Raw genomic sequence first — 22,499 nt, 5'->3', positions numbered from 1 at the left:
GTAATGGAGAAAATCGAAAGATTAAGAAGTGCATTTGATGAGGCTGGTATTGACGGTATTTTGTTAACAAATGAACATAGTCGTAGATATATGGCTAACTTCACAGGAACAGCTGGTGTTGTACTCATTTCGAAAAACCGCGCTCAATTTATTACAGATTTCCGTTACGTAGAGCAAGCTACTAAACAAGCGGTTGGATACGAGATTGTACAGCATGCGGGATTAATTATCGATGAAGTTGCAAAGCAAGTGAAAGAATTAGGAATTCAAAAGCTTGGCTTTGAGCAAGATACTCTTACATATAGTTCTTATTCAGCTCATAAAGAAGCGATCGATGCTGAATTTATCCCAACTTCTGGGCTTGTAGAAAAGTTACGCTTGATAAAGACTGATTCAGAGATTAAGATATTAAAGGAAGCTGCACAGATTGCAGATGCTGCCTTTGAACATATTCTATCATTCATTCGCCCGGGAGTATCTGAAATTGAAGTGTCAAATGAACTTGAATTTTTCATGAGAAAACAAGGAGCAACATCTTCTTCGTTTGATATTATCGTTGCTTCAGGTCTTCGTTCGGCATTACCGCACGGCGTGGCATCTGAAAAAGTGATAGAAACAGGAGATTTCGTTACATTAGACTTCGGCGCTTATTACAAAGGATATTGCTCTGATATTACTCGTACGATTGCAGTTGGTGAACCATCTGATAAATTGAAAGAAATTTATAATATCGTTTTAGAAGCACAATTACGTGGTGTGAACGGTATTAAAGCTGGTTTAACTGGCCGTGAAGCGGATGCGTTAACGCGCGATTACATAACGGAAAAAGGATACGGTGAATACTTCGGACATTCTACTGGTCATGGAATCGGTCTTGAAATCCATGAAGCACCAGGTTTAGCATTCCGTTCTGATACAGTACTTGAACCAGGTATGGCTGTAACAGTAGAGCCAGGTATTTATATTCCAGGTATTGGCGGCGTACGTATTGAAGATGATATCATTGTGACAAGTGAAGGTAATGAAGTAATTACGAAATCACCAAAAGAACTTATTATTTTGTAATACACAGGAGGATTTTTTTACATGATTTCAGTAAACGATTTTCGTACAGGTTTAACAATTGCAGTGGATAATGGCCTTTGGCAAGTACTTGATTTCCAACACGTAAAGCCAGGTAAAGGTGCTGCATTCGTTCGTTCTAAACTACGTAACCTTCGCACAGGTTCTGTTCAAGAGAAAACATTCCGTGCTGGTGAGAAAGTGGAAAAAGCACACATCGAAAACCGTCGTATGCAATACTTATACGCAAGCGGTGAGTCTCACGTATTTATGGATAACGGAACTTATGAGCAAATCGAACTTGGTGAAAAACAAATCGAGCGCGAGCTTAAATTCCTAAAAGAAAACATGGAAGTATCTATTATGACTTACCAAGGCGAAGTACTTGGTGTTGAACTTCCAAACACAGTTGAATTACAAGTTACAGAAACAGAGCCAGGTATTAAAGGTGATACTGCTTCTAACGTAACAAAACCAGCTACATTAGAAACTGGCCTTGTTGTACAAGTACCAATCTTCATTAACGAAGGTGAAACACTTATCATCAACACTGGTGAAGGTAAATACGTTTCTCGTGCATAGTAGAAAAGCACTCGTGATTATCACGAGTGCTTTTTTTATAGAAAATAGGGTAAATAATAAATAGTAGTTATTATAAAACTGAAAGCTGTAAGACTAGCAGCACCTGTTGTGTAAGGACCCCATGTCATTTGAAAAGGTTTTACTGTACCTGTTTTATATATAGTGTGATCAATGTTGTTATTTTGGCTTATATTTAAAGCAACGAGCCAAATTGCCCCGAATATCGCTAAACTACCAAGGAAAAAGGCTTCCATGAATGACCAGCCGACCAATGATGAAAAAAGATAAATAAGAGTTACTTCTACTACGACTGTTAAACTAATTTTTAATCTCTTCATATTTTTCCTCCTCATTCTGTAATTCCAACCAGTTTAAAAATTTTTCACGTGACACGACGTGCAGAGAACAAGGTGACCTTACTTCTTTCTCTAGTGCAGCGTGTTCGTCTGGAAATTTGTTTTCCACATGCAATGAAATATAAGGTAGTTTTTCTTGTGCTTTTAAAGAGCGAATATTATTCGTTTTAGCACCAGCAAATACATAGGAAAGTTGTAAGTCTAAAAAAGCAATCTTAAAAATTTCTTTTTTTGCAGCCTCATTATATCCTTTTCCCCAGTATGGATAGCCGAGCCAGCTGCCAATGTGAGATTGTTTCTTCTCGTAATTAATATGTTTAAGTGTGGTGAGACCAATTATTTCATTCTCTGCATTTACAATCACTCTCGATAAAGACTTCTTTTGGCGTTCTTCTTCTATGGCGAAAAGAAGGAATGCTTTCGTGTCTTCGATTGTTTCTACTTTTATTCCTAATGCGTTTTTTACATGTGGATCACTTGATAGCTTGAAAATCGCATTTGCATAACGGAAATCGAGTGGTAATAAAGTAACTCGTTGCATCATTTTCCCTCCTTTTCAATAAATATACCATAAAATACCACTATTATTAAGGATATTCAAATTATTATAGGCGGTAGATAAAAATTATGTTTTTAATTCTGAAATAGACAACCTCTGCATATGGTTGTACAAATATATTCTTTTTTAGCACACGCACTAGTAACCGTTATGGGAGAAGGTGGGAGAATGAAACAGTGGCTAGCGGCAATGGAAACATCTGTGCTTGTAATGGGGCTGCTTCGGTTGTTTTCAGGTAGCGCGGAAATATTCGCCGCTTTGCTTATGCTTTATGTGAATGATGCGAAGAAAGCATTGTTTATAAATGGTATGTTGGCGTTTGTTGGACCGACCGTATTAATTTTAACAATGACAATAGGCATAGCGAGTGTGGCAAGTGAGATCTCTTTCTTGAAACTCTTTTTTCTAGCGCTTGGAATTGGCTGCATTTTTATCGCGTTGTTGAAATAAGTAAGTCGAGTATAGTGGGGCGAAGCTGATGAAAGAAGTATTAGAAGTTTTACCAAAAACGATGAAGCAGTTAGTGGAAAATTGTAAGCAGTACGATGCTCTAGAGGAAATCCGTGTTCGAATTGGAAGACCGCTAGAGTGTATTGCTCAAGGTGAAGTGTTTTTTTATGACTATATCGTTACAGCAGAGGATGCTATTTACTTATTGAATAAGTTAAGTCACTTCTCAATTTATACAATGGAAGAAGAATTAAAGCGTGGGTATGTGACACTCCGAGGTGGGCATAGAATAGGCTTAGCAGGAAAAGTTATTACAGAAAAAAGCACAGTGAAAATGATTCGAGATGTCTCTTCTTTCAATATTCGTATTGCTCGTCAAAAAATAGGCATTGCTGAACCACTTTTACCGTATTTGTATGGATCACGATGGTTAAACACGATGGTAATTGGCCCGCCACAAACGGGAAAAACAACACTTTTAAGAGATGTAGCGCGTTGCATGAGTCAAGGTGTAAGTGCTTCGAAAATTCCTTCTTGTAAAGTCGGGATTGTTGATGAACGGTCAGAAATTGCTGGCTGTGTGAAAGGCATCCCGCAATATGACTTTGGCACACGAGTAGATGTGTTAGATGCATGTCCAAAAGCTGAAGGAATGATGATGATGATCCGTTCTATGAGCCCAGATATATTAATTGTGGATGAAATTGGTCGTAAAGAAGATAGTGAAGCAATTATGGAGGCTGTACATGCAGGGGTTCAGCTTTTTATAAGTGCACATGGATTTTCCTATGATGATGTTGTGAAACGCCCATCATTAAAGGCAGTGCTAGAGCTCGGCATTTTTGATAGGTTTGTGGAATTGTCAAAAGCAAGAGGGCCAGGAACAGTTATGCAAGTGAAAGATAAATATGGAAAACCGGTATTACCTCATAGAAAGGCTGAGGGCGTATGGTGAAAATATTTGGTGCAGTGTTAATCGTTGCGGTCAGCACCTTTTTCGGGTTTTCATACGCCAAAAGATACAGTGAGAGACCGAGGCAACTTAGATTATTAAAAGCGGCACTGCAATCATTAGAGGCAGAAATTATGTATGGGCATACACCATTGTCTGAAGCCGCTGAGCGATTAGTGAAACAAATGCCGAAGCCGTTAAATTGGATATTTCAAAGTTTCGCTAGCAGGCTAGAAAGTGGAGAACAAACAGTTAGAGAAGCTTGGATAGATAGTTTGAAAGAAAATTGGAAGCTAACAGCATTTCAACAAACTGAGTATGAGATTTTGCAGCAATTTGGTGAAACGCTCGGACAACATGATCGTGAATCACAACAAAAACATATTCGGTTATGTATTACACATTTAGAGAGAGAAGAAGAAGAAGCGAAAGCATTACAGCTGCAATATGAAAAGATGATTAAGAGCTTAGGAGTACTAGCGGGGCTACTTATCGTAATTTTACTGCTATAGGGGGGAGAAAGGCGATGTCCATTGATGTTGGATTAATATTTCAAATCGCCGGAATCGGCATTGTTTTAGCTTTCATTCATACTGTACTAAAAGAATTAAAGCGTGAGGATATTGCAAATTGGGTTATCCTCGTCGGTTTTGTCGTTATTTTATTTCATGTCGCATTTTTAATTAATACACTATTCGACAAGATTAAAAGTGTCTTTCTCTTCCAGTAAAGGGGGCGGTTCGAATCGAAATTATACAAATTGTCGGATTAGGCCTCGTTGCTACGTTTTTAGCGGCTGTATTGAATCAGCATAAATCTAGCATTACGTCATTATTTATTGTGTTCGTAGGTAGCGTAATGTTCCTTCTTTTAATCGATCAAATTCACGCTATTTTACAAATGATTGAGAGAGTAGCGAGTGAAGCGAAAGTTAGTAACGTATATGTAGAAACGTTGCTGAAAATTATTGGGATTGCTTATATCGCTGAGTTTGGAGCGCAAATTACAAAGGATGCAGGGCAGGGGGCAATCGCTTCGAAAATTGAATTAGCTGGAAAGATTTTAATTCTCGTTATGGCGATCCCTATTTTGACGGTTGTAATTGAAACTATTCTCGGATTTTTACCGACGGGATAAGGGGGAGTGAATGTTGAGGGGGTTTGGAGCTAAGCTGCTATTTGCTTGCTTCCTTTTCTTTTCTTTACCGGTTGTTGTACAAGCTTCTCCTGTAGAGACAAACGTCGTTGATCAACAATTGGATAAGCTCGGAATTGAAGATGTGAAGCAATTTTGGGACGGGCTTGTTACAAAATATGGAGGTTACTTACCAGAGAGTCAAAAAGGTAGCTTTATGGAGTTTGTAAAGGGAGAAAAAGAAATCTCTATAAAAGAGTGGATGCTAGGTTTATTAAAGTACTTGTTTCACGAACTTGTTGCAAATGGGAAACTACTCGGAACGCTCATTATGCTCACAATTTTTAGTGCATTGTTGCAATCACTGCAATCTGCATTTTCAAAGAGTAGCGTAAGCAAAATAGCCGATGCAGTTGTATATATGGTACTGGTTATTTTCGCTTTAAATAGCTTTTATGTCGTTATGACATATGCAAGAGAAACGATACAAACAATGGTAGATTTCATATTAGCGTTATTGCCTATCTTGCTTGCACTCATAGCGACAGGCGGTGGTGTTGTATCCGTATCGTTTTTTCATCCGATTATCATCTTCTTAATGAATACGAGTGGGCTTTTGATGAATTATATCGTGCTACCACTTTTATTACTTGCAACGATATTAAGTATTGTAAGTACGATGAGTGATCAATATAAAGTTACGAAATTGTCCAAGCTTCTGCAAAACATTAGCGTCGGGATTATCGGTATTTTTTTAACGATTTTTTTAGGCGTATTATCTGTACAAGGAACAGCGACAGCTGTTGCTGATGGAATCGCTGTGAAAACAGCTAAATTTGTAACAGGAAACTTTATTCCCGTAGTAGGAAGAATGTTTACAGAGGCGGCGGATACAGTTATTAGTGCGTCGGGATTATTAAAAAACACAGTCGGGATTATCGGACTCGTCATTCTATGTTTAATTGTCGCTTTTCCAGCGATTCAAATTTTTTGCATAGCATTTATTTATAAGTTCGCAGCAGCAGTATTGCAACCAGTTGGCGGCGGAGCAATTATTCAATGTTTAGATATCATTGGACGGAGCATTATTTATGTATTTGCTTGCTTAGCTATCGTATCGTTTATGTTCTTTTTAAGTATCACAATTATTATTGCTGCGGGGAACATTACACTTATGATGCGGTAGGAGGTGAAGGGTATGCAATTTGTTACAGAGTGGATTCGAAATATTATCGTTTTTTTACTTTTAGCGACAATGCTTCATCTTATTCTTCCAAATTCCAATTTGCAAAAGTACGTTAAATTCGTTGTAAGTCTATTATTAGTTGTTTTAATTTTAACGCCCCTTTTTAAACTATTGCAAACAGATGTAAATGAAGTAATCGCAAATTTTAATGAAGAGAAGTACGTAGCAGAAGGATCTGTAAAAAATTCAATAGATTCGAAGAAAAAAGAAATACAAGCTCTAACACGTGCATATAGTTTAGAAGAGATGGCTACCAAAATGAAAAAAGAAGTAGGAAAAGAGTTTGAGAAACAGTATGGTATGTCAGTCTCTGAAATACAAATAGTCGCAGCGGAAAGCACAGCGGAAGTAAAGTCAGCGAAAGATATTCAATCTGTGGTTGTGACGTTGAAAGAAAAAGAACGTAGTAAAAATGATGCAATCGAAACAGTAAAACCAGTTGAAATTAATACGAAAGAACCACCGAAAAAAGTAGAGGAAACGAATGGAGAAATGAAAGACTTCTTTTCAAGCAGGTGGCAACTAGAGAATAAACAAATCCAAGTTCAAATGGAAGGGAGGACAGGTAGAGTAAATGGACAATAAAGATAAAAATTCGAAGTTCTCATTTTTTCGAAACTTATTGAATGGAGATGAAAAAGAAAGTAATGAGAAGGGAAAAAAGGTAACACCTAAGTTCTTACTTGTCCTACTCATACTTGGAATGTTGCTTATGTTTTCTAGTAGTTTCTTTTCAAGTAAAAAAGAAGAAGTACCTGTATTTAAAGAACAAAAAACTCAAAACCAAGAAAAAGACGTACCAACTTTTGGACAAAAAAATAACGATAATATGTCAAATGTAGAAAAATATGAAAAAGCGTATGAACAAGAATTAAAAGCAGCCTTAGAAGAAATAGCAGGAGTAAAAGATGTAACGATTAATGTAAATTTAGACTCATCAGAGGAAAAAATATTAGAAAAAAATACAGTGAAACGTTCACAAACAACAGGTGAAACAGATAAAACAGGTGGCAAGAGGGAAGTAGAAGATGAGTCTCTTGATGAAAAGACAGTCATTATACGTGAAGGGGATAAAGAAACTCCCGTTGTTTTACGAACAGAGAAACCGAAAGTGCGAGGTGTTCTTGTCGTAGCAAAGGGAGTGGATAATATACAAGTTAAAGCGATGGTAAAAGAAGCTGTCATACGGCTACTAGATGTACCAGCCCATCGCGTTTCAGTTTCACCGAAAAATTGATAGGGAGGAAATAAAGTGTTAAAAAAACAAACGGTTTGGCTATTAACGATGTTAAGTTTAGTTGTTGTACTATCTGTGTATTACGTAACAACTCCAGACAAAATGAATACAGCATCGCCGGCAACAGGTGAAAAGATTGGACAAGAAAAACAAGGTACTGATAAAGCAGTAACAAACGAAGCACCTAAAGAAACGCCTAAAAAAGAAAATACAAACAAGGAAACATCAAATAAAGAAACAAACAAAGAAACAGATAAAAAAGAGAGTGCTACAAAAGAAACAAGCAAAAAAGAAGCTAACGTAACAGTTCAATCAAGTGATGAAAATTTCACAGCATTACGTATGCAAATGGAAGATCAGCGAAGTGAACAAAAAGCAAAATTACAAGAAGTGATGAGTTCAACAAAAGCTTCAGCAACAGAAAAGAATAAAGCGAAAGAAAATTTTGATGCAATCACTACAATGGAAACGAAGCAAGAATTACTTGAGACAGTAATTAAATCTCAAGGTGGATATAAAGATGCCCTTGTAAGAGCTGATGGAACTGACATTAAAGTAACTGTAAAAGCAGCAAAACATTCACAAAAAGAAGCGAATAAAATTATACAACTTGTAAGAAGTGAAGGCGGATCAAAAGATGTAGGTGTAAAATTTGATCCACCAACAAAATAAAACGAATAATCCGCGGGGAATTCCTCCGCGGATTATTCGTTTTTAGTAATCGGATTGTTTGAAAATAGTTAGATAAAAATAATAATAGAAAAAAGCTATCATTTTCGATAGCTTTTTTCTGTTTCGTCTTTGTTTTTACTATGTTCAACTCGGAACGGAGAAATACGTTGTGAGTAAAAGATTAGCGGTTCATGGTAGTGATGATTACTTTTTCCGGATTTGACGTGGATGAAGAGAACGAATGCCCAGACCATTACGGCAGGTAAGAAGAGAATGAGCCATATCATATGTCCACACCTCGATACGATATATTTTCTACACTTTGAACATACTATTCTTATATGAAGGAATGATGAACGACGTGTAAACAAAAAAATAATATTTGGTAAAAATATGTTATTGACTATAGATGAGGTGACGAGTAAAGCGGTAATGGTAGGTTTACTTTATAGTATTTTGAAAAGTAAGGAATGTTTTTTCGGAAGTGGTCTTGCCAATTTTGTGTGAAACTTGGTATTATTACTAGGTAATAAATTTTTAATGGAATAATATTTTTACAGGAGTTTCGATTTATTATAAAGAAATATAAATTGGAATGTTTAAAAAATTTATCGTAAGATGGAAATAGTAACTATTTCTATTAGTAAATGAAATACATTTTCTAATAGAGTACATCGTATTTTTACAGTCAATCTAGTTTTAGTGAAGAGAAATCTGTAAAAACGGGACAAACAAGAGTATGGGAGTGGATTTTACATGTTTAAAATTCAAGAAGTTCGTGAATTAATTAAATTAATTGATAGCTCTAATATTGATGAATTTGAATACAAAAAAGATGGTACGACAATCAAAATGAAAAAGCGTGGTAATGAAGTTGTTGCGGTGCAAGCCCCTGTAGCAAAACAAGCCGTACAACCAGTAGCACCTGTTGAAGTTGAAACAACAGTAGCGGCAGCACAAGTGGAAGTGCCAAAACAAGAAGAGAAAAAAGCTGTTCAGAATGAAAACCTACATAAAATTACATCACCAATGGTAGGTACATTCTATTCTTCTTCTTCTCCTGATACGCCTCCATATGTAAGTGTTGGGGATAGAGTATCGAAAGATTCTATCGTATGTATTGTCGAGGCTATGAAGTTATTTAACGAAATCGATGCAGATGTAGATGGAGAAATTGTTGAGATTCTTGTTAATAACGGACAGCTTGTTGAGTATGGACAACCGCTATTTCTTGTAAAAGCGTAATAAGGGAGTCTTTGTGATGATAAAAAAAGTATTAATAGCCAATCGTGGGGAAATTGCTGTACGAATTATTCGTGCTTGTAAAGAAATGGATATTGAAACAGTCGCAATTTATTCAGAAGCAGATAAAGAGTCACTTCACGTACAAATCGCTGATGAGGCGTATTGTGTAGGACCAACGATTTCGAAAGAAAGCTATTTAAATTTGACGAACATTATTAGTGTTGCGAAGTTAACAGGCTGCGATGCAATTCATCCGGGATACGGATTTTTAGCAGAGAATGCAGATTTTGCAGAGTTATGCCGTGAGTGTAACTTAATTTTTATCGGTCCAAGTCCAGAAGCTATTTCAAAGATGGGCACAAAAGACGTTGCTCGTGATACAATGAAAGAAGCAGGGGTTCCGATTGTACCAGGTTCACAAGGAATTATTAAAAATACCGAAGAAGCGATCGAACTTGCGAATCAAATTGGATATCCTGTTATTATTAAAGCGACTGCAGGTGGCGGCGGAAAAGGTATTCGTGTTGCGCGCCATGAAGAAGAGCTTGTAAAAGGAATTCAAATTACACAGCAAGAAGCTAGTACCGCTTTTGGGAACCCTGGTGTATACTTAGAAAAGTACGTTGAAGATTTCCGCCATGTTGAGATTCAAATAATGGCAGATACACACGGAAATGCCATTCATTTAGGAGAGCGTGATTGTACGATTCAGCGCCGCTTGCAAAAACTACTAGAAGAAAGTCCATCACCAGCACTTGATGAAAATGTGCGTAAGCAGATGGGTGAGGCGGCAGTTAAAGCGGCGGTAGCGGTTGATTATACAGGTGCTGGTACGGTTGAGTTTATTTATGAATATAAAACGAAAAGCTTTTATTTCATGGAGATGAATACGAGAATCCAAGTTGAGCATCCAGTTACTGAAATGGTAACAGGGGTAGACTTAATTAAAGAACAAATTCTTGTTGCTTCTGGAGAAAAGTTATCGTTACAGCAAGAAGAAGTACAATTTAATGGTTGGGCAATTGAATGCCGAATTAATGCGGAAAACCCTGCCAAAAAATTTATGCCATCTCCAGGTAAAGTAGAAATGTACTTGCCACCAGGCGGATTTGGTATTCGCGTCGATTCAGCTGTATATCCGGGATATTCAATCCCACCTTTCTATGATTCGATGGTTGCTAAATTAATTGTTCACGGAAAAACACGTGAAGAGGCAATTGCAAAAATGAAGCGTGCACTCAGTGAGTTTGTCGTTGAAGGCGTACATACAACAATCCCGTTCCATTTGCAATTGTTAGATCATCCTGATTTTGTAAAAGGTGAGTTTAATACGAAATTTTTGGAAGAGCATGAACTTGTGACGCAGTGATACATTAAAGGAGGTTTTTTTCATGGCTGAACATATGTTAGATATGGGTCAAGATACAACTCTTGGTAAAGTAGAAATTGCACCAGAAGTAATTGAAGTAATCGCAGGTATTGCAGCTGCTGAGGTAGAAGGCGTAGCGGCAATGCGTGGTAATTTTGCTACAGATGTTGTTGAGAAGTTAGGTAAGAAAAATCATGGTAAAGGTGTAAAGGTTGAATTAGCAAACGAAGATATTATCGTTGACCTTTATGTTGTAATGTATTTTGGCGTAGCAATTCCAGTTGTTGCACAAAAGATTCAAGACAACATTCGCCAAGCACTCTTTACAATGACAGGGCTTGAGCCAAAAGAAGTGAATGTTCACATCGTTGGCGTAACATTCGAAACACAAAAAACAGAAATCGAACCAGTGTAAGAATGAAAAAGGTGCCTAGTAACATAGGCATCTTTTTTATCGTTTCATTTCTTCACAAATTACAACCCTCTAATTATTATACTATTTCAAAAAATGAGAAATAAAAAAGAAAATGTTTCGTTTTACCAAAAAACGTACATTGTGATAAGATATGGAACTTGAAGTTAATCTTTTTATTATTTTTCAGCCTTGTAACCCGTGTGTGAAACGATAAATTGTGTTATTATCATTGTATTATAAGGTTGGAAAATCAATGAAAACTGTAAGAGTAAGTGAATTGACGGCTTATAAATTATAATAATATAACAAAGCATAAGGAAAGACTTGAAGCATAAAGGAGAGTTACAATGAAACGTAGGACGGCTAGAGAAAGAGCTATGCAAGCATTATATCAAATGGATATTACAGGTGAATTAGAACCGAAAGTAGCAGTGGAAAACACGCTAGATGAAGGTGAAGAAACAAATGAGTTTCTAGAATCACTTGTTGTAGGTTTTGTAGAAAATAAAGAAGTAATTGATGAAGCGATTCGTCAAAATTTAAAAAAGTGGAAGCTTGAGCGTATTAGTATTGTTGATCGCAGTATTTTACGTGTAGCTGTGTATGAAATGAAATACATGGAAGAAATTCCACACAACGTAACAATTAACGAGGCCATTGAAATTGCTAAAACATTTGGGGATGAGGAATCTCGTCGTTTTATTAACGGCGTTTTATCTAATATAAAAGATACACTGTAATTTCTTTAAGGGGGAATCTTAAAATGGTAGCAGTAATCATCAAAGGAAATGAAGTTGCGGAGAAAAAACGAGCACAATTAACAGAAGAAGTTGTGAAGTTGAAAGAGCAAGGGATTGTACCAGGATTAGCAGTTATTTTAGTTGGAGAAGATCCAGCATCTCGTTCTTATGTAAAAGGAAAAGAAAAGGGCTGTGAACAAGTAGGAATCTATTCAGAGCTAATTGAATTTCCTGAAACCATTACGGAGGAGCGTTTGCTTGCTGAAATCGATCGCTTAAATGGCGATGACCGCATTAATGGCATATTAGTGCAATTACCTTTACCAAAACATATTGAAGAAAAAGCTATCATTGAAAGAATTTCACCAGAAAAAGATGTAGATGGATTTCATCCAATCAGCGTAGGACGTATGATGACGGGACAAGATACATTCCTTCCATGTACACCGCATGGTATTGTAGAGTTAGTAAAAGAAACAAATCTTGATATCTCAGGAAAACATGTTGTAGTAATTGGAAGAAGTAATATTGTCGGCAAGCCAGTGGGACAATTGTTCTTAAATGAAAATGCAACTGTCACATACTGTCATTCTAAGACGCAAAATATGAAAGAGTTAACGAAATTAGCTGATATTTTAATCGTAGCAGTAGGACGACCTAAAATGGTAACAGCTGATTATATGAAAGAAGGAGCAGTTGTAATCGACGTTGGTGTAAACCGTTTAGAAACAGGAAAACTTTGTGGTGATGTTGACTTTGACAACGTGTTAGATGTTGCAGGTTACATTACACCTGTGCCAAAGGGTGTTGGTCCAATGACGATCACAATGCTTCTTCATAATACTGTTGAATCGGCTAAGCGTGCAGGTGTCGTTTGTAAATAATTTGAGTCGGCTATGAGGAGAGAGAAATGGAGAAACAATATTTAACCGTTACAGCGTTAACACGCTATATAAAAACAAAAATAGAATATGATCCGCATTTACAGTCTGTTTGGTTAAAAGGTGAAATTTCCAACTTTAAAAATCATAGCCGTGGCCACATGTATTTTACATTGAAAGATGAAAATGCAAGAATCGCAGCGGTTATGTTTGCGGGTCATAATCGTAATATTAAATTCAGACCTGAAAATGGGATGAAGGTACTCGTGAAAGGGAAAATTTCTGTTTACGAGGCGAGTGGTTCTTATCAAATTTATATTCAAGACATGCAGCCTGACGGAGTCGGAAACCTGCATTTAGCTTACGAACAATTAAAGGTTCGTTTAGAGGAAGAAGGATTGTTTTCTCAAGTTTATAAAAAAACAATCCCTCCTTATGCGAAAACAATAGGTGTGATTACGTCACCAACAGGAGCAGCGATTCGTGATATTATAACAACGATTAAACGTCGTTATCCAATTGGAAATGTTATTGTGTTTCCAGTACTTGTACAGGGGGAGTCAGCAGCTCCCTCAATTGTACAAGCGATCCGTACAGCGAATGAAATGGAAGGGATAGATGTCCTAATCGTTGGGCGCGGTGGAGGTTCTATTGAGGAATTGTGGGCGTTTAACGAAGAAATGGTTGCAAGAGCTATTTTCAAGAGTGAGATCCCTATTATTTCAGCAGTAGGCCATGAAACAGACTTTACAATTGCGGATTTTGTTGCCGATTTAAGAGCACCAACACCAACTGCAGCGGCTGAGCTGGCAGCGCCTAATATTATCGAGTTACAAGAAAAGGTATTACAAAGAACTCTAAGGTTGCAAAGAGCAATGAGAGAGTTAGTACATAAAAAAGAAGAAAAACTACAAGTATTGCAAAAATCTTATGCGTTCCGTTATCCAAGACAAGTATATGAGCAAAAAGAAGAGCAATTGGATAGAGCGTTAGAACAGCTTGTGTTAGCGAAAGAGCGCTATATTGATAAAAAGGTAAATCAGTTAAAACAGCTTTCATTTTATTTAGAGAAGCACCACCCATCTCAAAAAATTATGCAAACAAAGGTAGCAGTTGAAACATTGCAAAAGCAATTGCAACGTGAAATGCAAACGTTACTCCAAACGAAAGAATTTGCCTTTGTAAGAGCTGCTCAAAAACTTGAAGCGCTAAGCCCGCTTAAAGTAATGATGAGAGGGTACGGGCTTGTATATGATGAAGAGAAGCAAGTGTTAAAAAGTGTGAAAGATGTTAGCCTTGGAGATGCTGTTTCAGTTCAATTACAAGATGGAATATTAGATTGTAGCGTATCAGGAATAGAGGAGCGTGAATTGAATAATGGAAAATAAATTAAGCTTTGAAGAGGCAATTTCGCAACTTGAGCACCTCGTTTCTAAATTAGAGCAAGGTGACGTACCTTTAGAAGAAGCAATTTCTTATTTTAAAGAGGGTATGGAATTATCTAAGCTTTGTGATGAGAAGTTGAAGAACGTACAAGAACAAATGGCAGTTATTCTTGGGGAAGATGGAGAGCTTGAACCGTTTACTGCTTTAGGAGATGAAGCATAGTGACAATTGCTTTTGATACTTTTTTGAAAGAAAGTAAAACTTTCGTAGAAGAGAAGCTTGTAAGCTATGCAAATGAATTACAATGTCCAAATGTACTTCGTGAAGCGATGGCATATTCTTTGGAAGCGGGTGGAAAGCGTCTCCGCCCGTTACTTTTATTTGCAACATTACAAGCGTTTGGTAAAGAAAAAAATCTTGGTGTAGGTGCAGCTTGTGCTCTTGAAATGATACATACATACTCGTTAGTTCATGATGATTTACCTTGTATGGATGATGATGATTTAAGAAGAGGGAAGCCCACAAATCATAAAGTATTTGGTGAAGCGATGGCAGTTTTAGCAGGAGATGGTTTGTTGACATATGCTTTTCAAGTTATTATGGCATATGAGCAAAAGGAAATCTCTGCTGAGAAAAAAGTAAGACTTGTACTTGAGCTTGCAAAGGCGGCAGGGCCAGAGGGAATGGTTGGCGGACAAGTAGCAGATATGGAAGCGGAAGGGAAACAGCTTACGATCGATGAGCTAGAGTATATTCATAAGCATAAGACTGGGAAACTACTTGAATTCGCTGTACTTGCAGGGTCGATACTTTCTAATGCCACAGAAGAACAGGAAGAAAAATTACTTGAGTTTGCAAAATATATCGGCCTAGCTTTCCAAATTCGAGATGATATTTTAGATGTGGAAGGAACCGAAGAAGAGATTGGAAAACCGATTGGTAGTGATGTTTCCAACGAAAAGAGCACATATACGACGTTATTTACTGTAGATAGAGCAAAGGATATTTTAGAAGAAACGATTGCAAAAGCAAAAGATGCTATTAGTTCCTTGCAATTACAAGATGAATATTTACTATCTATTTGCGATTTGATTGCAAAACGTAATAACTAATATAACAGCGTTTTCATTTGTTGAGTCATTCATCATTTTATGATATAAATGTAGGAAAAGGTTTTTCTTTTCTTGTTATTGGCAAAAATATATGTAGATTACATTGCCGTTATCACTTCGTGTTAGCGGCTATTTTTTTCATCGCCTAAAGAAATATGGTTTATAATAAGATTAGGGCGCAATAGACTGGTTAATAGCAGGACAAGGTGAAAAATAAAAAAAGAGAATTTCTTGTTTTGTGTAAATGTTTTTTGTAATATTTGACATGTTGACAGATTATGAAATGAAAGTGAGTGATCCATGTGGATCTAACGCAAATTCAAAACCCTAGTTTTTTGAAAGAGATGTCTATCAGTGAACTAGAGGGATTGAGTGAGGATATTCGTAAGTTTTTAATTGAAGAGCTCTCTCAAACAGGTGGACATATTGCGCCTAATTTAGGTGTAGTAGAACTCACAATTGCTCTGCATAAATTATTTGATAGTCCGAAAGATAAATTTTTATGGGATGTAGGACATCAATCCTATGTACATAAAATTTTAACTGGACGTGCAAAAGAATTCGGCACATTAAGGCAATATCAAGGTCTATGTGGTTTCCCAAAACGTTGTGAAAGTGAGCACGATGTATGGGAAACTGGCCATAGCTCGACATCATTATCTGCTGCAATGGGAATGGCTCTAGCACGTGATTTAAAGAAAACGAAAGAATATGTTATACCAATCATTGGTGATGGCGCTTTAACGGGCGGAATGGCTTTAGAGGCATTGAACCATATTGGACATGAAAAAACAGACATGATTGTTATTTTGAATGATAATGAAATGTCAATTGCGCCAAACGTTGGTGCGCTTCATAATGTGCTTGGACGTCTACGTACCGCAGGAAAATACCATTGGGTAAAAGATGAGCTAGAGTATATTTTGAAGAAAATCCCAGCTGTCGGTGGGAAAGTTGCTGCGACAGCAGAGAAAATAAAAGATAGTCTTAAATATTTACTAGTATCTGGTGTCTTTTTCGAAGAGTTAGGCTTTACATATTTAGGTCCAGTCGATGGGCATGATTATGAAAAGTTATTCGAAACGTTGCAATATGCAAAGAAAACAAAAGGCCCAGTGCTTGTTCATGTTATTACGAAAAAAGGAAAAGGTTACAAACCAGCTGAGAGTGATGTTATTGGCACTTGGCATGGAACAGGACCTTATAAAATTGAATCAGGTGACTTCGTTAAACCGAAAGAAGTTGCACCAGCATGGAGTGCTGTTGTTAGTGAAACAGTACTTAAGCTGGCGAGAACGGACGAGCGTATCGTAGCAATTACACCTGCAATGCCTGTTGGATCAAAACTTGAGAAATTCCAAAAAGAATTCCCAGATCGTATGATTGATGTAGGTATTGCAGAACAGCATGCTACAACAATGGCAGCAGGTATGGCAACGCAAGGTATGAAACCATTCTTAGCGATTTATTCAACATTTTTGCAAAGAGCATATGACCAAGTTGTTCATGATATATGCCGCCAAAATTTAAATGTTTTCATCGGAATTGATCGCTCTGGTTTAGTAGGAGCAGATGGGGAAACGCATCAAGGTGTATTTGATATCTCATTCTTACGCCACTTGCCGAATATGGTACTTATGATGCCAAAAGATGAAAATGAAGGGCAACATTTAGTATACACGGCGATGCAATATGAAGATGGACCAATCGCATTACGTTATGCGCGAGGTAATGGACTTGGCGTTCATATGGATGAAGAATTAAAGGCGATTCCAATCGGTTCATGGGAAACGTTAAAAGAAGGTACACAAGCAGCTATTTTAACATTTGGTACGACAATACCAATGGCAATGGAAGCGGCTGAGCGTCTTGAAAAGGCTGGAGTTTCAGTGAAAGTAGTGAACGCTCGCTTCATTAAACCAATGGATGAAGCATATTTACATGATCTCTTAGGAAAAAATATACCAATTTTAACGATTGAAGAAGCTTGCTTAATTGGTGGTTTTGGAACAGGAGTAGTTGAATTTGCGTCTGAGAACGGGTACCATAGTGCGTTAGTTGAACGAATGGGTATTCCAGATCGTTTCATAGAACACGGTAGTGTAACAAAATTATTAGAAGAAATCGGTTTAACGACAGATGCTGTTGTAGACCGTATTCATACAATGATTCCATCAAAACAAAAAAGGGCGTAACAAATGAGTGCGAAAAAAGAAAGAGTAGATGTACTATTAGTAGAGCGAGGGCTTATAGAAACACGTGAGAAAGCAAAACGCGCCATTATGGCCGGCCTTGTATATGCGAATGAGATGAGATTGGATAAGCCAGGGGAGAAAATCCCACAAGATACAGAGATTACGGTGAAGGGGCAAGTTATGCCGTATGTAAGCCGTGGTGGTTATAAACTTGAAAAGGCATTAGAGACATTTCATCTTGATTTACAAGATAAAGTTATGATAGATATTGGTTCATCAACTGGTGGCTTTACCGATTGTGCGCTTCAAAATGGAGCGAAATTATCTTATGCATTAGATGTAGGGTACAATCAACTTGCGTGGAAATTGCGTCAAGATGAGCGTGTTGTCGTAATGGAACGAACGAACTTCCGTTACGTAACACCAGCAGACTTAGAACGTGGTTTACCGCAATTTGCTAGTATCGATGTTTCGTTTATATCATTAAAACTTATATTGCCAGTTTTAAAAACAATGCTTATGCCGAATGGGGATGTAGCAGCGTTAATTAAACCGCAGTTTGAAGCTGGAAGAGAGCAAGTTGGTAAAAAGGGTATCGTTCGCGATCGAAAAGTACATGAGGCTGTCGTAGAAATGATTGTCGACTTTGCTATAAAAGAAGGATACGACGTAGAAGGCTTAACATTCTCACCGATTACGGGCGGGGATGGTAATATTGAATTTTTAATTCATCTGAAATGGCATGGTGAACGTGAGAAGGGCGAAAATCATTCTCCAATTTCTGTTGAGCAAGTAGTTACAGAGGCACATGATGTCCTAAAACAAAAAGGGAAAGGGGAATAACATATGTTGTTCCTCTTTTTGTTGTAATTGTATAATGATTGTAAAAACAATTGTGTACAAGTAACGAATTATAAGTTAACATAAATAAGTGAAGTATACCAATGTTTAAACTATGGTAAGAGATAGTGTGAGGTGCAAATGTATGAATAAAGGTCAGCGCCATATTAAAATCAGGGAAATTATTGCGAACAAAGAAATTGAAACACAAGATGAATTAGTTGATATTCTACGTAATGAGGGATTTAATGTAACGCAAGCGACAGTATCGCGCGATATTAAAGAATTGCACTTAGTGAAAGTGCCATTACATGATGGTCGCTATAAATATAGCTTGCCAGCAGATCAACGATTTAACCCGTTACAAAAATTAAAACGCAATCTAGTGGATTCATTTGTAAAATTAGACACGGCAGGACATATGCTTGTGCTAAAAACATTGCCTGGTAACGCTCATTCACTTGGGGCACTTATTGATCATTTAGAGTGGGATGAGATTATCGGAACCATTTGTGGTGATGATACTTGCTTAATTATTTGCCGTACACCTGAAGATACAGGTGTTGTCTCTGATCGTTTCTTAAATATGCTGTAACAAAAAATCTTGTTTGCTTTCCTCTGTAAAGTGGAAAGCGAACAGGATATTTTTATTGGTTAAAAACGTGAATTCTTAATTGTAATATAATATTTTCTTTGAATAAAATTAGGAAATAGGTGGATTGACCCGTAAAACAAATGTTTGGTACAATGGAGCGGTTAGAAAAGTAATTTATACATACAAACATATAGTATGACTATTTGAATAAAGAACTGAGAAAAGCCCTTCATAGGGGATTAGTTTATAACGAGGTGAATGGGGCATTGTTATCGGAATTATCGATTAGAAACTTTGCTATTATTGAGGCATTAAATATTTCTTTTCAAAAAGGATTAACGGTTTTAAGTGGTGAAACAGGGGCCGGAAAATCGATTATTATTGATGCGATTAGTTTACTTGTAGGTGGCCGTGGTTCAGCAGAATTTGTTCGATACGGAACAGAAAAAGCTGAGATAGAGGGGCTATTTTATGTGGAAGATGATAAGCATCCATGTATTGAAAAAGCAGAAGAGTTGGATATAGAAATAGAAGACGGCATGATTATTTTGAAGCGTGATATCGCTGCAAACGGAAAAAGTGTATGTCGTGTAAATGGAAAACTAGTTACCCTTAGTGTATTAAAAGAAATTGGAAAAACACTTGTTGATATTCATGGACAACACGAAACGCAAGACTTAATGAATGAAGAACGTCATCTATTTATGCTCGATCATTTTGATGGAGAGCGTATCGTTAAACAATTAGATATATACCAAAACGTATATGCTGACTATGAGAAATTAAAAAAACAGTTGAAATCGTTAAGTGAAAATGAACAACAAATGGCACATCGTTTAGATTTAATTCAATTTCAGCATGAAGAAATCCGTAAAGCGGATTTAAAGATAGATGAAGAAAATGACTTAACTGAAGAACGATTGCAAATTTCTAATTTCGAAAAAATTTACAAAGCATTAGGGGACGCGTATCGCTCATTAAGTGCTGACGGACAAGGGTTAGATAATGTACGAAGCGCAATGGGACAAATGGAGAGTATTACACATTTAGATGAAGTGTATCAAGAAAATCATGATTCCATTGCCAATAGTTATTATTTATTAGAAGAAGTTGCCTATCAACTAAGAGAAAAGCTCGATATGATGGAATATGATCCGAATCGCTTAGATGAAATTGAAACGCGTTTAAATGAAATTCGTATGCTAAAGAGAAAATATGGAAATACTGTAGAAGAGATTTTAGCGTATGCTGATAAAATTGAACAAGAAATTTTTACGATTGAAAATAAAGACGTTCATATTGAAACGACGAAGAAACAGTTGAAGGAATTAGAAAGTGTTATTCTGAAAGAAGCAACGTTGTTAAGTAATATGCGTCATGAACTTGCAGAGCATCTTACAAATGCCATTCATCAGGAATTAAAAGAATTATATATGGAAAAAACAAAATTTGAAGTGAGAATTATGAAGCGAGAAGGAAATGCAGAAGAGCCTCTCGTGGAGGGAGCACCGGTAAGGCTTACAGCGGATGGTTACGATCATGTGGAATTTTATATTTCAACAAATCCGGGTGAGCCGCTAAAACCACTTTCAAAGGTTGCTTCTGGCGGAGAGTTATCCCGTATTATTTTAGCTTTAAAAAGCATTTTTTCTAAGCATCAAGGTGTTGCATCTGTTATTTTTGATGAAGTGGATACTGGTGTAAGTGGCCGGGTCGCACAGGCTATTGCGGAAAAGATTTATCGAGTATCAGTAAACTCACAAGTACTTTGTATTACGCACTTACCTCAAGTAGCTTCAATGGCGGATTCGCATTTATTTATTCGAAAACAAGTAGCAAATGATCGAACAATTACATCAGTTACCGTTTTAACTATGGAGGATAAAGTAACAGAAATAGCTCGAATGATTTCTGGTGTGGAAATTACAGATTTAACGACAGAACATGCGAAAGAATTACTTACGCAAGCGCATCATTTTAAACAGACAGCAGAGGCTATCCAGTAATGGATAGCTTTTTTTCTCAAATGATGATTTCTTAATTCTTCCGGTTATAAATAAAGCATTGCAAGGAGAGATTAAAAAGTGAAGCCAAAAGGCTGAATGTGGGGTAGGAGCGAGGAGAGTGAACAAATTGAAATTAGAAAGATTTCGCAAAATAATAGGTATTTTTCTCCTTGTTTCTTTAGTTTTTATTGGGTGTTTTAAACCGCTTCGGACGTTTATTTCATCTCCGAAGCAACTTGTTGTTTTTGAAGGACAACAATCAGAAATAGCTTCATTACCAGTATTTAAAGCTTCATCTACAGATCGTCATGTGTTTACAGTAAGTTCAAATGAACAAAAACAAGGACTTATGGTAAATTCTCATCAAAATGGTGAAGCAGATATGGTGTTTCAGCTTGCTGGTTTTCCAGTGAAAAAAGTAAATGTGAGAGTATTAAAAGATTTCAAAGTTATTCCAGGTGGACAATCAATTGGTGTAAAGTTAAACACAAAAGGGGTACTTGTTGTAGGCCATCATTTAATTCAAACTGAAAAAGGGAAAGTATCTCCTGGTGAAACAGCTGGTGTGCAAATTGGAGATATGATTACTGAAATTAATGGTAAAACAATTGAAAGAATGAGTGATGTAGCACCATTTATTCATAATAGTGGGGAAACAGGCGAACCGCTTAATCTCGTTTTGCTAAGGGATGGAAAGCATATCCGCACTAAATTAACACCACAAAAAGACAGTGGAGAATCGTCTTATCGCATTGGTTTATATATTCGTGATTCGGCAGCTGGAATCGGAACAATGACATTTGTTCATCCTGATTCTATGAAATATGGGGCACTTGGTCATGTTATTTCTGATAATGATACGAAAAAGCCGATTCAAGTCGAAGATGGACAAATTATGCGTTCGACAGTTACATCAATTGAAAGAGGTAGTCATGGGAATCCAGGGGAGAAATTAGCGAGGTTCTCACCTGATCGTGAAGTGATTGGCAATATTACAATAAATAGTCCATTTGGTATTTTTGGCAAATTGAATACAAATATGACAAATGGCGTAATGGATAAAGCAATGCCTATTGCACTATCTCATCAAGTAAAAGAAGGACCAGCAAAAATATTAACGGTTATTGAGCAAGATAAAGTGGAAGCGTTTGATATTGAAGTTGTGAGTACAGTACCGCAAAAGTTTCCGGCAACAAAAGGCATGGTAATAAAAGTAACAGATAAACGTTTATTAGCGAAAACAGGTGGTATCGTACAGGGGATGAGCGGAAGTCCAATTGTACAAAATGGAAAGGTAATTGGCGCTGTTACACATGTATTTGTAAATGATCCAACATCAGGATATGGTGTTCATATTGAATGGATGTTACATGAGGCTGGAATTAACATTTATGATCAAGAAAGAAAAGCGAGCTAATTAATAATTAGCTCGTTTTTCTATTGAAAAATTCGTTGAAATTTTGTA

27 protein-coding genes are annotated in these 22,499 nt (G+C 36.8%); 24 read left to right on the top strand and 3 right to left on the bottom strand.

The features are described from left to right. Positions 1-3: 3 nt before the first annotated feature. Together pepQ and efp are read left to right on the top strand one after the other, a co-directional pair. Entirely contained in the window at positions 4-1,065 is a 1,062-nt protein-coding gene (pepQ, locus tag ACTFSI_RS03390; RefSeq protein ID WP_000411051.1) for a Xaa-Pro dipeptidase, read from the top strand. A 21-nt stretch (positions 1,066-1,086) separates the two neighbouring features. Next, positions 1,087-1,644, top strand: a complete 558-nt coding sequence (efp, locus tag ACTFSI_RS03385; protein ID WP_000626512.1) for an elongation factor P — start codon at positions 1,087-1,089, stop codon at positions 1,642-1,644. A gap of 35 nt (positions 1,645-1,679) precedes the next feature. On the opposite strand, the gene ACTFSI_RS03380 is transcribed toward efp, so the two are convergent. Together ACTFSI_RS03380 and ACTFSI_RS03375 are read right to left on the bottom strand one after the other, a co-directional pair. Further along, on the bottom strand, positions 1,680-1,982 hold the full coding sequence (locus ACTFSI_RS03380) for a hypothetical protein (protein ID WP_000825748.1): 303 nt from the start codon (positions 1,980-1,982) through the stop codon (positions 1,680-1,682). Next, a complete protein-coding gene (locus tag ACTFSI_RS03375; protein WP_001190071.1) occupies positions 1,963-2,541 on the bottom strand; it encodes a GNAT family N-acetyltransferase in 579 nt (192 codons plus the stop codon). The genes ACTFSI_RS03380 and ACTFSI_RS03375 overlap by 20 nt, the downstream gene beginning before the upstream one ends. Positions 2,542-2,727: 186 nt before the next feature. Here ACTFSI_RS03375 and ACTFSI_RS03370 point away from each other — a divergent pair, with 186 nt between their 5' ends. Genes ACTFSI_RS03370 through ACTFSI_RS03330 form a run of 9 tightly spaced genes read left to right on the top strand, consistent with a single transcriptional unit; the run spans position 2,728 to position 8,250 of the window. Beyond that, positions 2,728-3,009 carry a YqhV family protein gene (locus ACTFSI_RS03370; protein WP_000816054.1) on the top strand — a complete coding sequence of 94 codons (282 nt, stop codon included), beginning with the start codon at positions 2,728-2,730 and terminating at the stop codon, positions 3,007-3,009. Positions 3,010-3,037: 28 nt separating this feature from the next. Further along, positions 3,038-3,964 carry a stage III sporulation protein AA gene (gene spoIIIAA / locus ACTFSI_RS03365; protein ID WP_139895883.1) on the top strand — a complete coding sequence of 309 codons (927 nt, stop codon included), beginning with the start codon at positions 3,038-3,040 and terminating at the stop codon, positions 3,962-3,964. Further along, positions 3,958-4,473 carry a stage III sporulation protein SpoIIIAB gene (gene spoIIIAB, locus ACTFSI_RS03360; RefSeq protein ID WP_000238697.1) on the top strand — a complete coding sequence of 172 codons (516 nt, stop codon included), beginning with the start codon at positions 3,958-3,960 and terminating at the stop codon, positions 4,471-4,473. The genes spoIIIAA and spoIIIAB overlap by 7 nt, the downstream gene beginning before the upstream one ends. 14 nt (positions 4,474-4,487) lie before the next feature. Next, on the top strand, positions 4,488-4,691 hold the full coding sequence (spoIIIAC, locus tag ACTFSI_RS03355) for a stage III sporulation protein AC (protein WP_000020914.1): 204 nt from the start codon (positions 4,488-4,490) through the stop codon (positions 4,689-4,691). 23 nt (positions 4,692-4,714) lie between these two features. After that, positions 4,715-5,098, top strand: a complete 384-nt coding sequence (gene spoIIIAD / locus ACTFSI_RS03350) for a stage III sporulation protein AD (RefSeq protein WP_077317075.1) — start codon at positions 4,715-4,717, stop codon at positions 5,096-5,098. Positions 5,099-5,108: 10 nt separating this feature from the next. Then, the gene (gene spoIIIAE, locus ACTFSI_RS03345; RefSeq protein WP_000943698.1) at positions 5,109-6,281 is read left to right on the top strand and encodes a stage III sporulation protein AE; all 1,173 of its coding nucleotides are present in this window, start codon (positions 5,109-5,111) and stop codon (positions 6,279-6,281) included. Between the two features lie 12 nt (positions 6,282-6,293). Next, positions 6,294-6,926 carry a stage III sporulation protein AF gene (gene spoIIIAF, locus ACTFSI_RS03340; protein WP_001161050.1) on the top strand — a complete coding sequence of 211 codons (633 nt, stop codon included), beginning with the start codon at positions 6,294-6,296 and terminating at the stop codon, positions 6,924-6,926. Beyond that, on the top strand, positions 6,916-7,578 hold the full coding sequence (gene spoIIIAG, locus ACTFSI_RS03335; protein WP_000368876.1) for a stage III sporulation protein AG: 663 nt from the start codon (positions 6,916-6,918) through the stop codon (positions 7,576-7,578). The genes spoIIIAF and spoIIIAG overlap by 11 nt, the downstream gene beginning before the upstream one ends. A gap of 15 nt (positions 7,579-7,593) precedes the next feature. Then, positions 7,594-8,250 (top strand): SpoIIIAH-like family protein, encoded by a 657-nt coding sequence (locus ACTFSI_RS03330; protein ID WP_000914701.1) that lies wholly within the window; start codon positions 7,594-7,596, stop codon positions 8,248-8,250. 98 nt (positions 8,251-8,348) lie between these two features. Here the strand turns inward: ACTFSI_RS03330 and ACTFSI_RS03325 are convergent, their stop codons facing one another. Then, complete coding sequence (locus ACTFSI_RS03325; protein WP_002081027.1) at positions 8,349-8,537, bottom strand: hypothetical protein; 189 nt, start codon at positions 8,535-8,537, stop codon at positions 8,349-8,351. Positions 8,538-9,006: 469 nt separating this feature from the next. Between ACTFSI_RS03325 and accB the strand changes: the two genes are divergently transcribed. From accB to spoIVB, 13 genes are all read left to right on the top strand, one after another. Then, positions 9,007-9,495, top strand: coding sequence for an acetyl-CoA carboxylase biotin carboxyl carrier protein (accB, locus tag ACTFSI_RS03320; RefSeq protein ID WP_000472870.1), 489 nt, complete (start codon positions 9,007-9,009; stop codon positions 9,493-9,495). A 16-nt stretch (positions 9,496-9,511) separates the two neighbouring features. Then, a complete protein-coding gene (accC, locus tag ACTFSI_RS03315) occupies positions 9,512-10,864 on the top strand; it encodes an acetyl-CoA carboxylase biotin carboxylase subunit (RefSeq protein WP_000592876.1) in 1,353 nt (450 codons plus the stop codon). Positions 10,865-10,886: 22 nt separating this feature from the next. Then, positions 10,887-11,279, top strand: coding sequence for an Asp23/Gls24 family envelope stress response protein (locus tag ACTFSI_RS03310; protein WP_000807630.1), 393 nt, complete (start codon positions 10,887-10,889; stop codon positions 11,277-11,279). Positions 11,280-11,626: 347 nt separating this feature from the next. Continuing rightward, positions 11,627-12,019: a N utilization substance protein NusB gene (gene nusB / locus ACTFSI_RS03305; protein ID WP_000830249.1), complete on the top strand. Its 393-nt coding sequence runs from the start codon at positions 11,627-11,629 to the stop codon at positions 12,017-12,019. A gap of 23 nt (positions 12,020-12,042) precedes the next feature. After that, positions 12,043-12,903: a bifunctional methylenetetrahydrofolate dehydrogenase/methenyltetrahydrofolate cyclohydrolase FolD gene (gene folD / locus ACTFSI_RS03300; RefSeq protein ID WP_000226728.1), complete on the top strand. Its 861-nt coding sequence runs from the start codon at positions 12,043-12,045 to the stop codon at positions 12,901-12,903. A 26-nt stretch (positions 12,904-12,929) separates the two neighbouring features. Then, positions 12,930-14,288 carry an exodeoxyribonuclease VII large subunit gene (gene xseA / locus ACTFSI_RS03295; protein WP_000415266.1) on the top strand — a complete coding sequence of 453 codons (1,359 nt, stop codon included), beginning with the start codon at positions 12,930-12,932 and terminating at the stop codon, positions 14,286-14,288. Continuing rightward, the gene (gene xseB / locus ACTFSI_RS03290) at positions 14,278-14,508 is read left to right on the top strand and encodes an exodeoxyribonuclease VII small subunit (RefSeq protein WP_000428423.1); all 231 of its coding nucleotides are present in this window, start codon (positions 14,278-14,280) and stop codon (positions 14,506-14,508) included. The genes xseA and xseB overlap by 11 nt, the downstream gene beginning before the upstream one ends. Continuing rightward, entirely contained in the window at positions 14,508-15,398 is an 891-nt protein-coding gene (gene ispA, locus ACTFSI_RS03285) for a (2E,6E)-farnesyl diphosphate synthase (RefSeq protein ID WP_000150362.1), read from the top strand. The genes xseB and ispA overlap by 1 nt, the downstream gene beginning before the upstream one ends. A gap of 302 nt (positions 15,399-15,700) precedes the next feature. Continuing rightward, positions 15,701-17,593 carry a 1-deoxy-D-xylulose-5-phosphate synthase gene (dxs, locus tag ACTFSI_RS03280; RefSeq protein WP_000366459.1) on the top strand — a complete coding sequence of 631 codons (1,893 nt, stop codon included), beginning with the start codon at positions 15,701-15,703 and terminating at the stop codon, positions 17,591-17,593. Between the two features lie 3 nt (positions 17,594-17,596). Further along, on the top strand, positions 17,597-18,436 hold the full coding sequence (locus ACTFSI_RS03275) for a TlyA family RNA methyltransferase (RefSeq protein ID WP_001274741.1): 840 nt from the start codon (positions 17,597-17,599) through the stop codon (positions 18,434-18,436). 142 nt (positions 18,437-18,578) lie between these two features. Continuing rightward, entirely contained in the window at positions 18,579-19,028 is a 450-nt protein-coding gene (gene argR, locus ACTFSI_RS03270) for an arginine repressor ArgR (RefSeq protein WP_001032581.1), read from the top strand. 266 nt (positions 19,029-19,294) lie between these two features. Continuing rightward, on the top strand, positions 19,295-21,034 hold the full coding sequence (recN, locus tag ACTFSI_RS03265) for a DNA repair protein RecN (RefSeq protein WP_000947749.1): 1,740 nt from the start codon (positions 19,295-19,297) through the stop codon (positions 21,032-21,034). A 118-nt stretch (positions 21,035-21,152) separates the two neighbouring features. Further along, positions 21,153-22,451 carry a SpoIVB peptidase gene (gene spoIVB / locus ACTFSI_RS03260; protein ID WP_440045235.1) on the top strand — a complete coding sequence of 433 codons (1,299 nt, stop codon included), beginning with the start codon at positions 21,153-21,155 and terminating at the stop codon, positions 22,449-22,451. Positions 22,452-22,499: the final 48 nt, after the last annotated feature.

Origin of the sequence: Bacillus cereus group sp. MYBK101-2 (assembly GCF_051918845.1) — a bacterium.
Taxonomy (GTDB): Bacteria; Bacillota; Bacilli; order Bacillales; family Bacillaceae_G; genus Bacillus_A; species Bacillus_A paranthracis.
The sequence above is the reverse complement of the archived record's forward strand: the minus strand, read 5'-3'. Positions and strand labels throughout refer to the sequence as shown.

Excerpts from the sequence above, each read along its gene's own strand:
- spoIIIAC (WP_000020914.1), top strand. The coding sequence starts at position 4,488 with ATGTCCATTGATGTTGGATTAATATTTCAAATCGCCGGAATCGGCATT.
- spoIIIAA (WP_139895883.1), top strand. The coding sequence starts at position 3,038 with ATGAAAGAAGTATTAGAAGTTTTACCAAAAACGATGAAGCAGTTAGTG.
- spoIIIAF (WP_001161050.1), top strand. The coding sequence starts at position 6,294 with ATGCAATTTGTTACAGAGTGGATTCGAAATATTATCGTTTTTTTACTT.
- ACTFSI_RS03375 (WP_001190071.1), bottom strand. The coding sequence starts at position 2,541 with ATGCAACGAGTTACTTTATTACCACTCGATTTCCGTTATGCAAATGCG.
- accC (WP_000592876.1), top strand. The coding sequence starts at position 9,512 with ATGATAAAAAAAGTATTAATAGCCAATCGTGGGGAAATTGCTGTACGA.
- spoIIIAB (WP_000238697.1), top strand. The coding sequence starts at position 3,958 with ATGGTGAAAATATTTGGTGCAGTGTTAATCGTTGCGGTCAGCACCTTT.
- accB (WP_000472870.1), top strand. The coding sequence starts at position 9,007 with ATGTTTAAAATTCAAGAAGTTCGTGAATTAATTAAATTAATTGATAGC.
- ACTFSI_RS03325 (WP_002081027.1), bottom strand. The coding sequence starts at position 8,537 with ATGATATGGCTCATTCTCTTCTTACCTGCCGTAATGGTCTGGGCATTC.
- ACTFSI_RS03370 (WP_000816054.1), top strand. The coding sequence starts at position 2,728 with ATGAAACAGTGGCTAGCGGCAATGGAAACATCTGTGCTTGTAATGGGG.
- xseA (WP_000415266.1), top strand. The coding sequence starts at position 12,930 with ATGGAGAAACAATATTTAACCGTTACAGCGTTAACACGCTATATAAAA.
- ACTFSI_RS03310 (WP_000807630.1), top strand. The coding sequence starts at position 10,887 with ATGGCTGAACATATGTTAGATATGGGTCAAGATACAACTCTTGGTAAA.
- ACTFSI_RS03275 (WP_001274741.1), top strand. The coding sequence starts at position 17,597 with ATGAGTGCGAAAAAAGAAAGAGTAGATGTACTATTAGTAGAGCGAGGG.
- nusB (WP_000830249.1), top strand. The coding sequence starts at position 11,627 with ATGAAACGTAGGACGGCTAGAGAAAGAGCTATGCAAGCATTATATCAA.
- spoIIIAG (WP_000368876.1), top strand. The coding sequence starts at position 6,916 with ATGGACAATAAAGATAAAAATTCGAAGTTCTCATTTTTTCGAAACTTA.
- xseB (WP_000428423.1), top strand. The coding sequence starts at position 14,278 with ATGGAAAATAAATTAAGCTTTGAAGAGGCAATTTCGCAACTTGAGCAC.
- argR (WP_001032581.1), top strand. The coding sequence starts at position 18,579 with ATGAATAAAGGTCAGCGCCATATTAAAATCAGGGAAATTATTGCGAAC.
- ACTFSI_RS03380 (WP_000825748.1), bottom strand. The coding sequence starts at position 1,982 with ATGAAGAGATTAAAAATTAGTTTAACAGTCGTAGTAGAAGTAACTCTT.
- folD (WP_000226728.1), top strand. The coding sequence starts at position 12,043 with ATGGTAGCAGTAATCATCAAAGGAAATGAAGTTGCGGAGAAAAAACGA.
- spoIIIAE (WP_000943698.1), top strand. The coding sequence starts at position 5,109 with ATGTTGAGGGGGTTTGGAGCTAAGCTGCTATTTGCTTGCTTCCTTTTC.
- pepQ (WP_000411051.1), top strand. The coding sequence starts at position 4 with ATGGAGAAAATCGAAAGATTAAGAAGTGCATTTGATGAGGCTGGTATT.
- efp (WP_000626512.1), top strand. The coding sequence starts at position 1,087 with ATGATTTCAGTAAACGATTTTCGTACAGGTTTAACAATTGCAGTGGAT.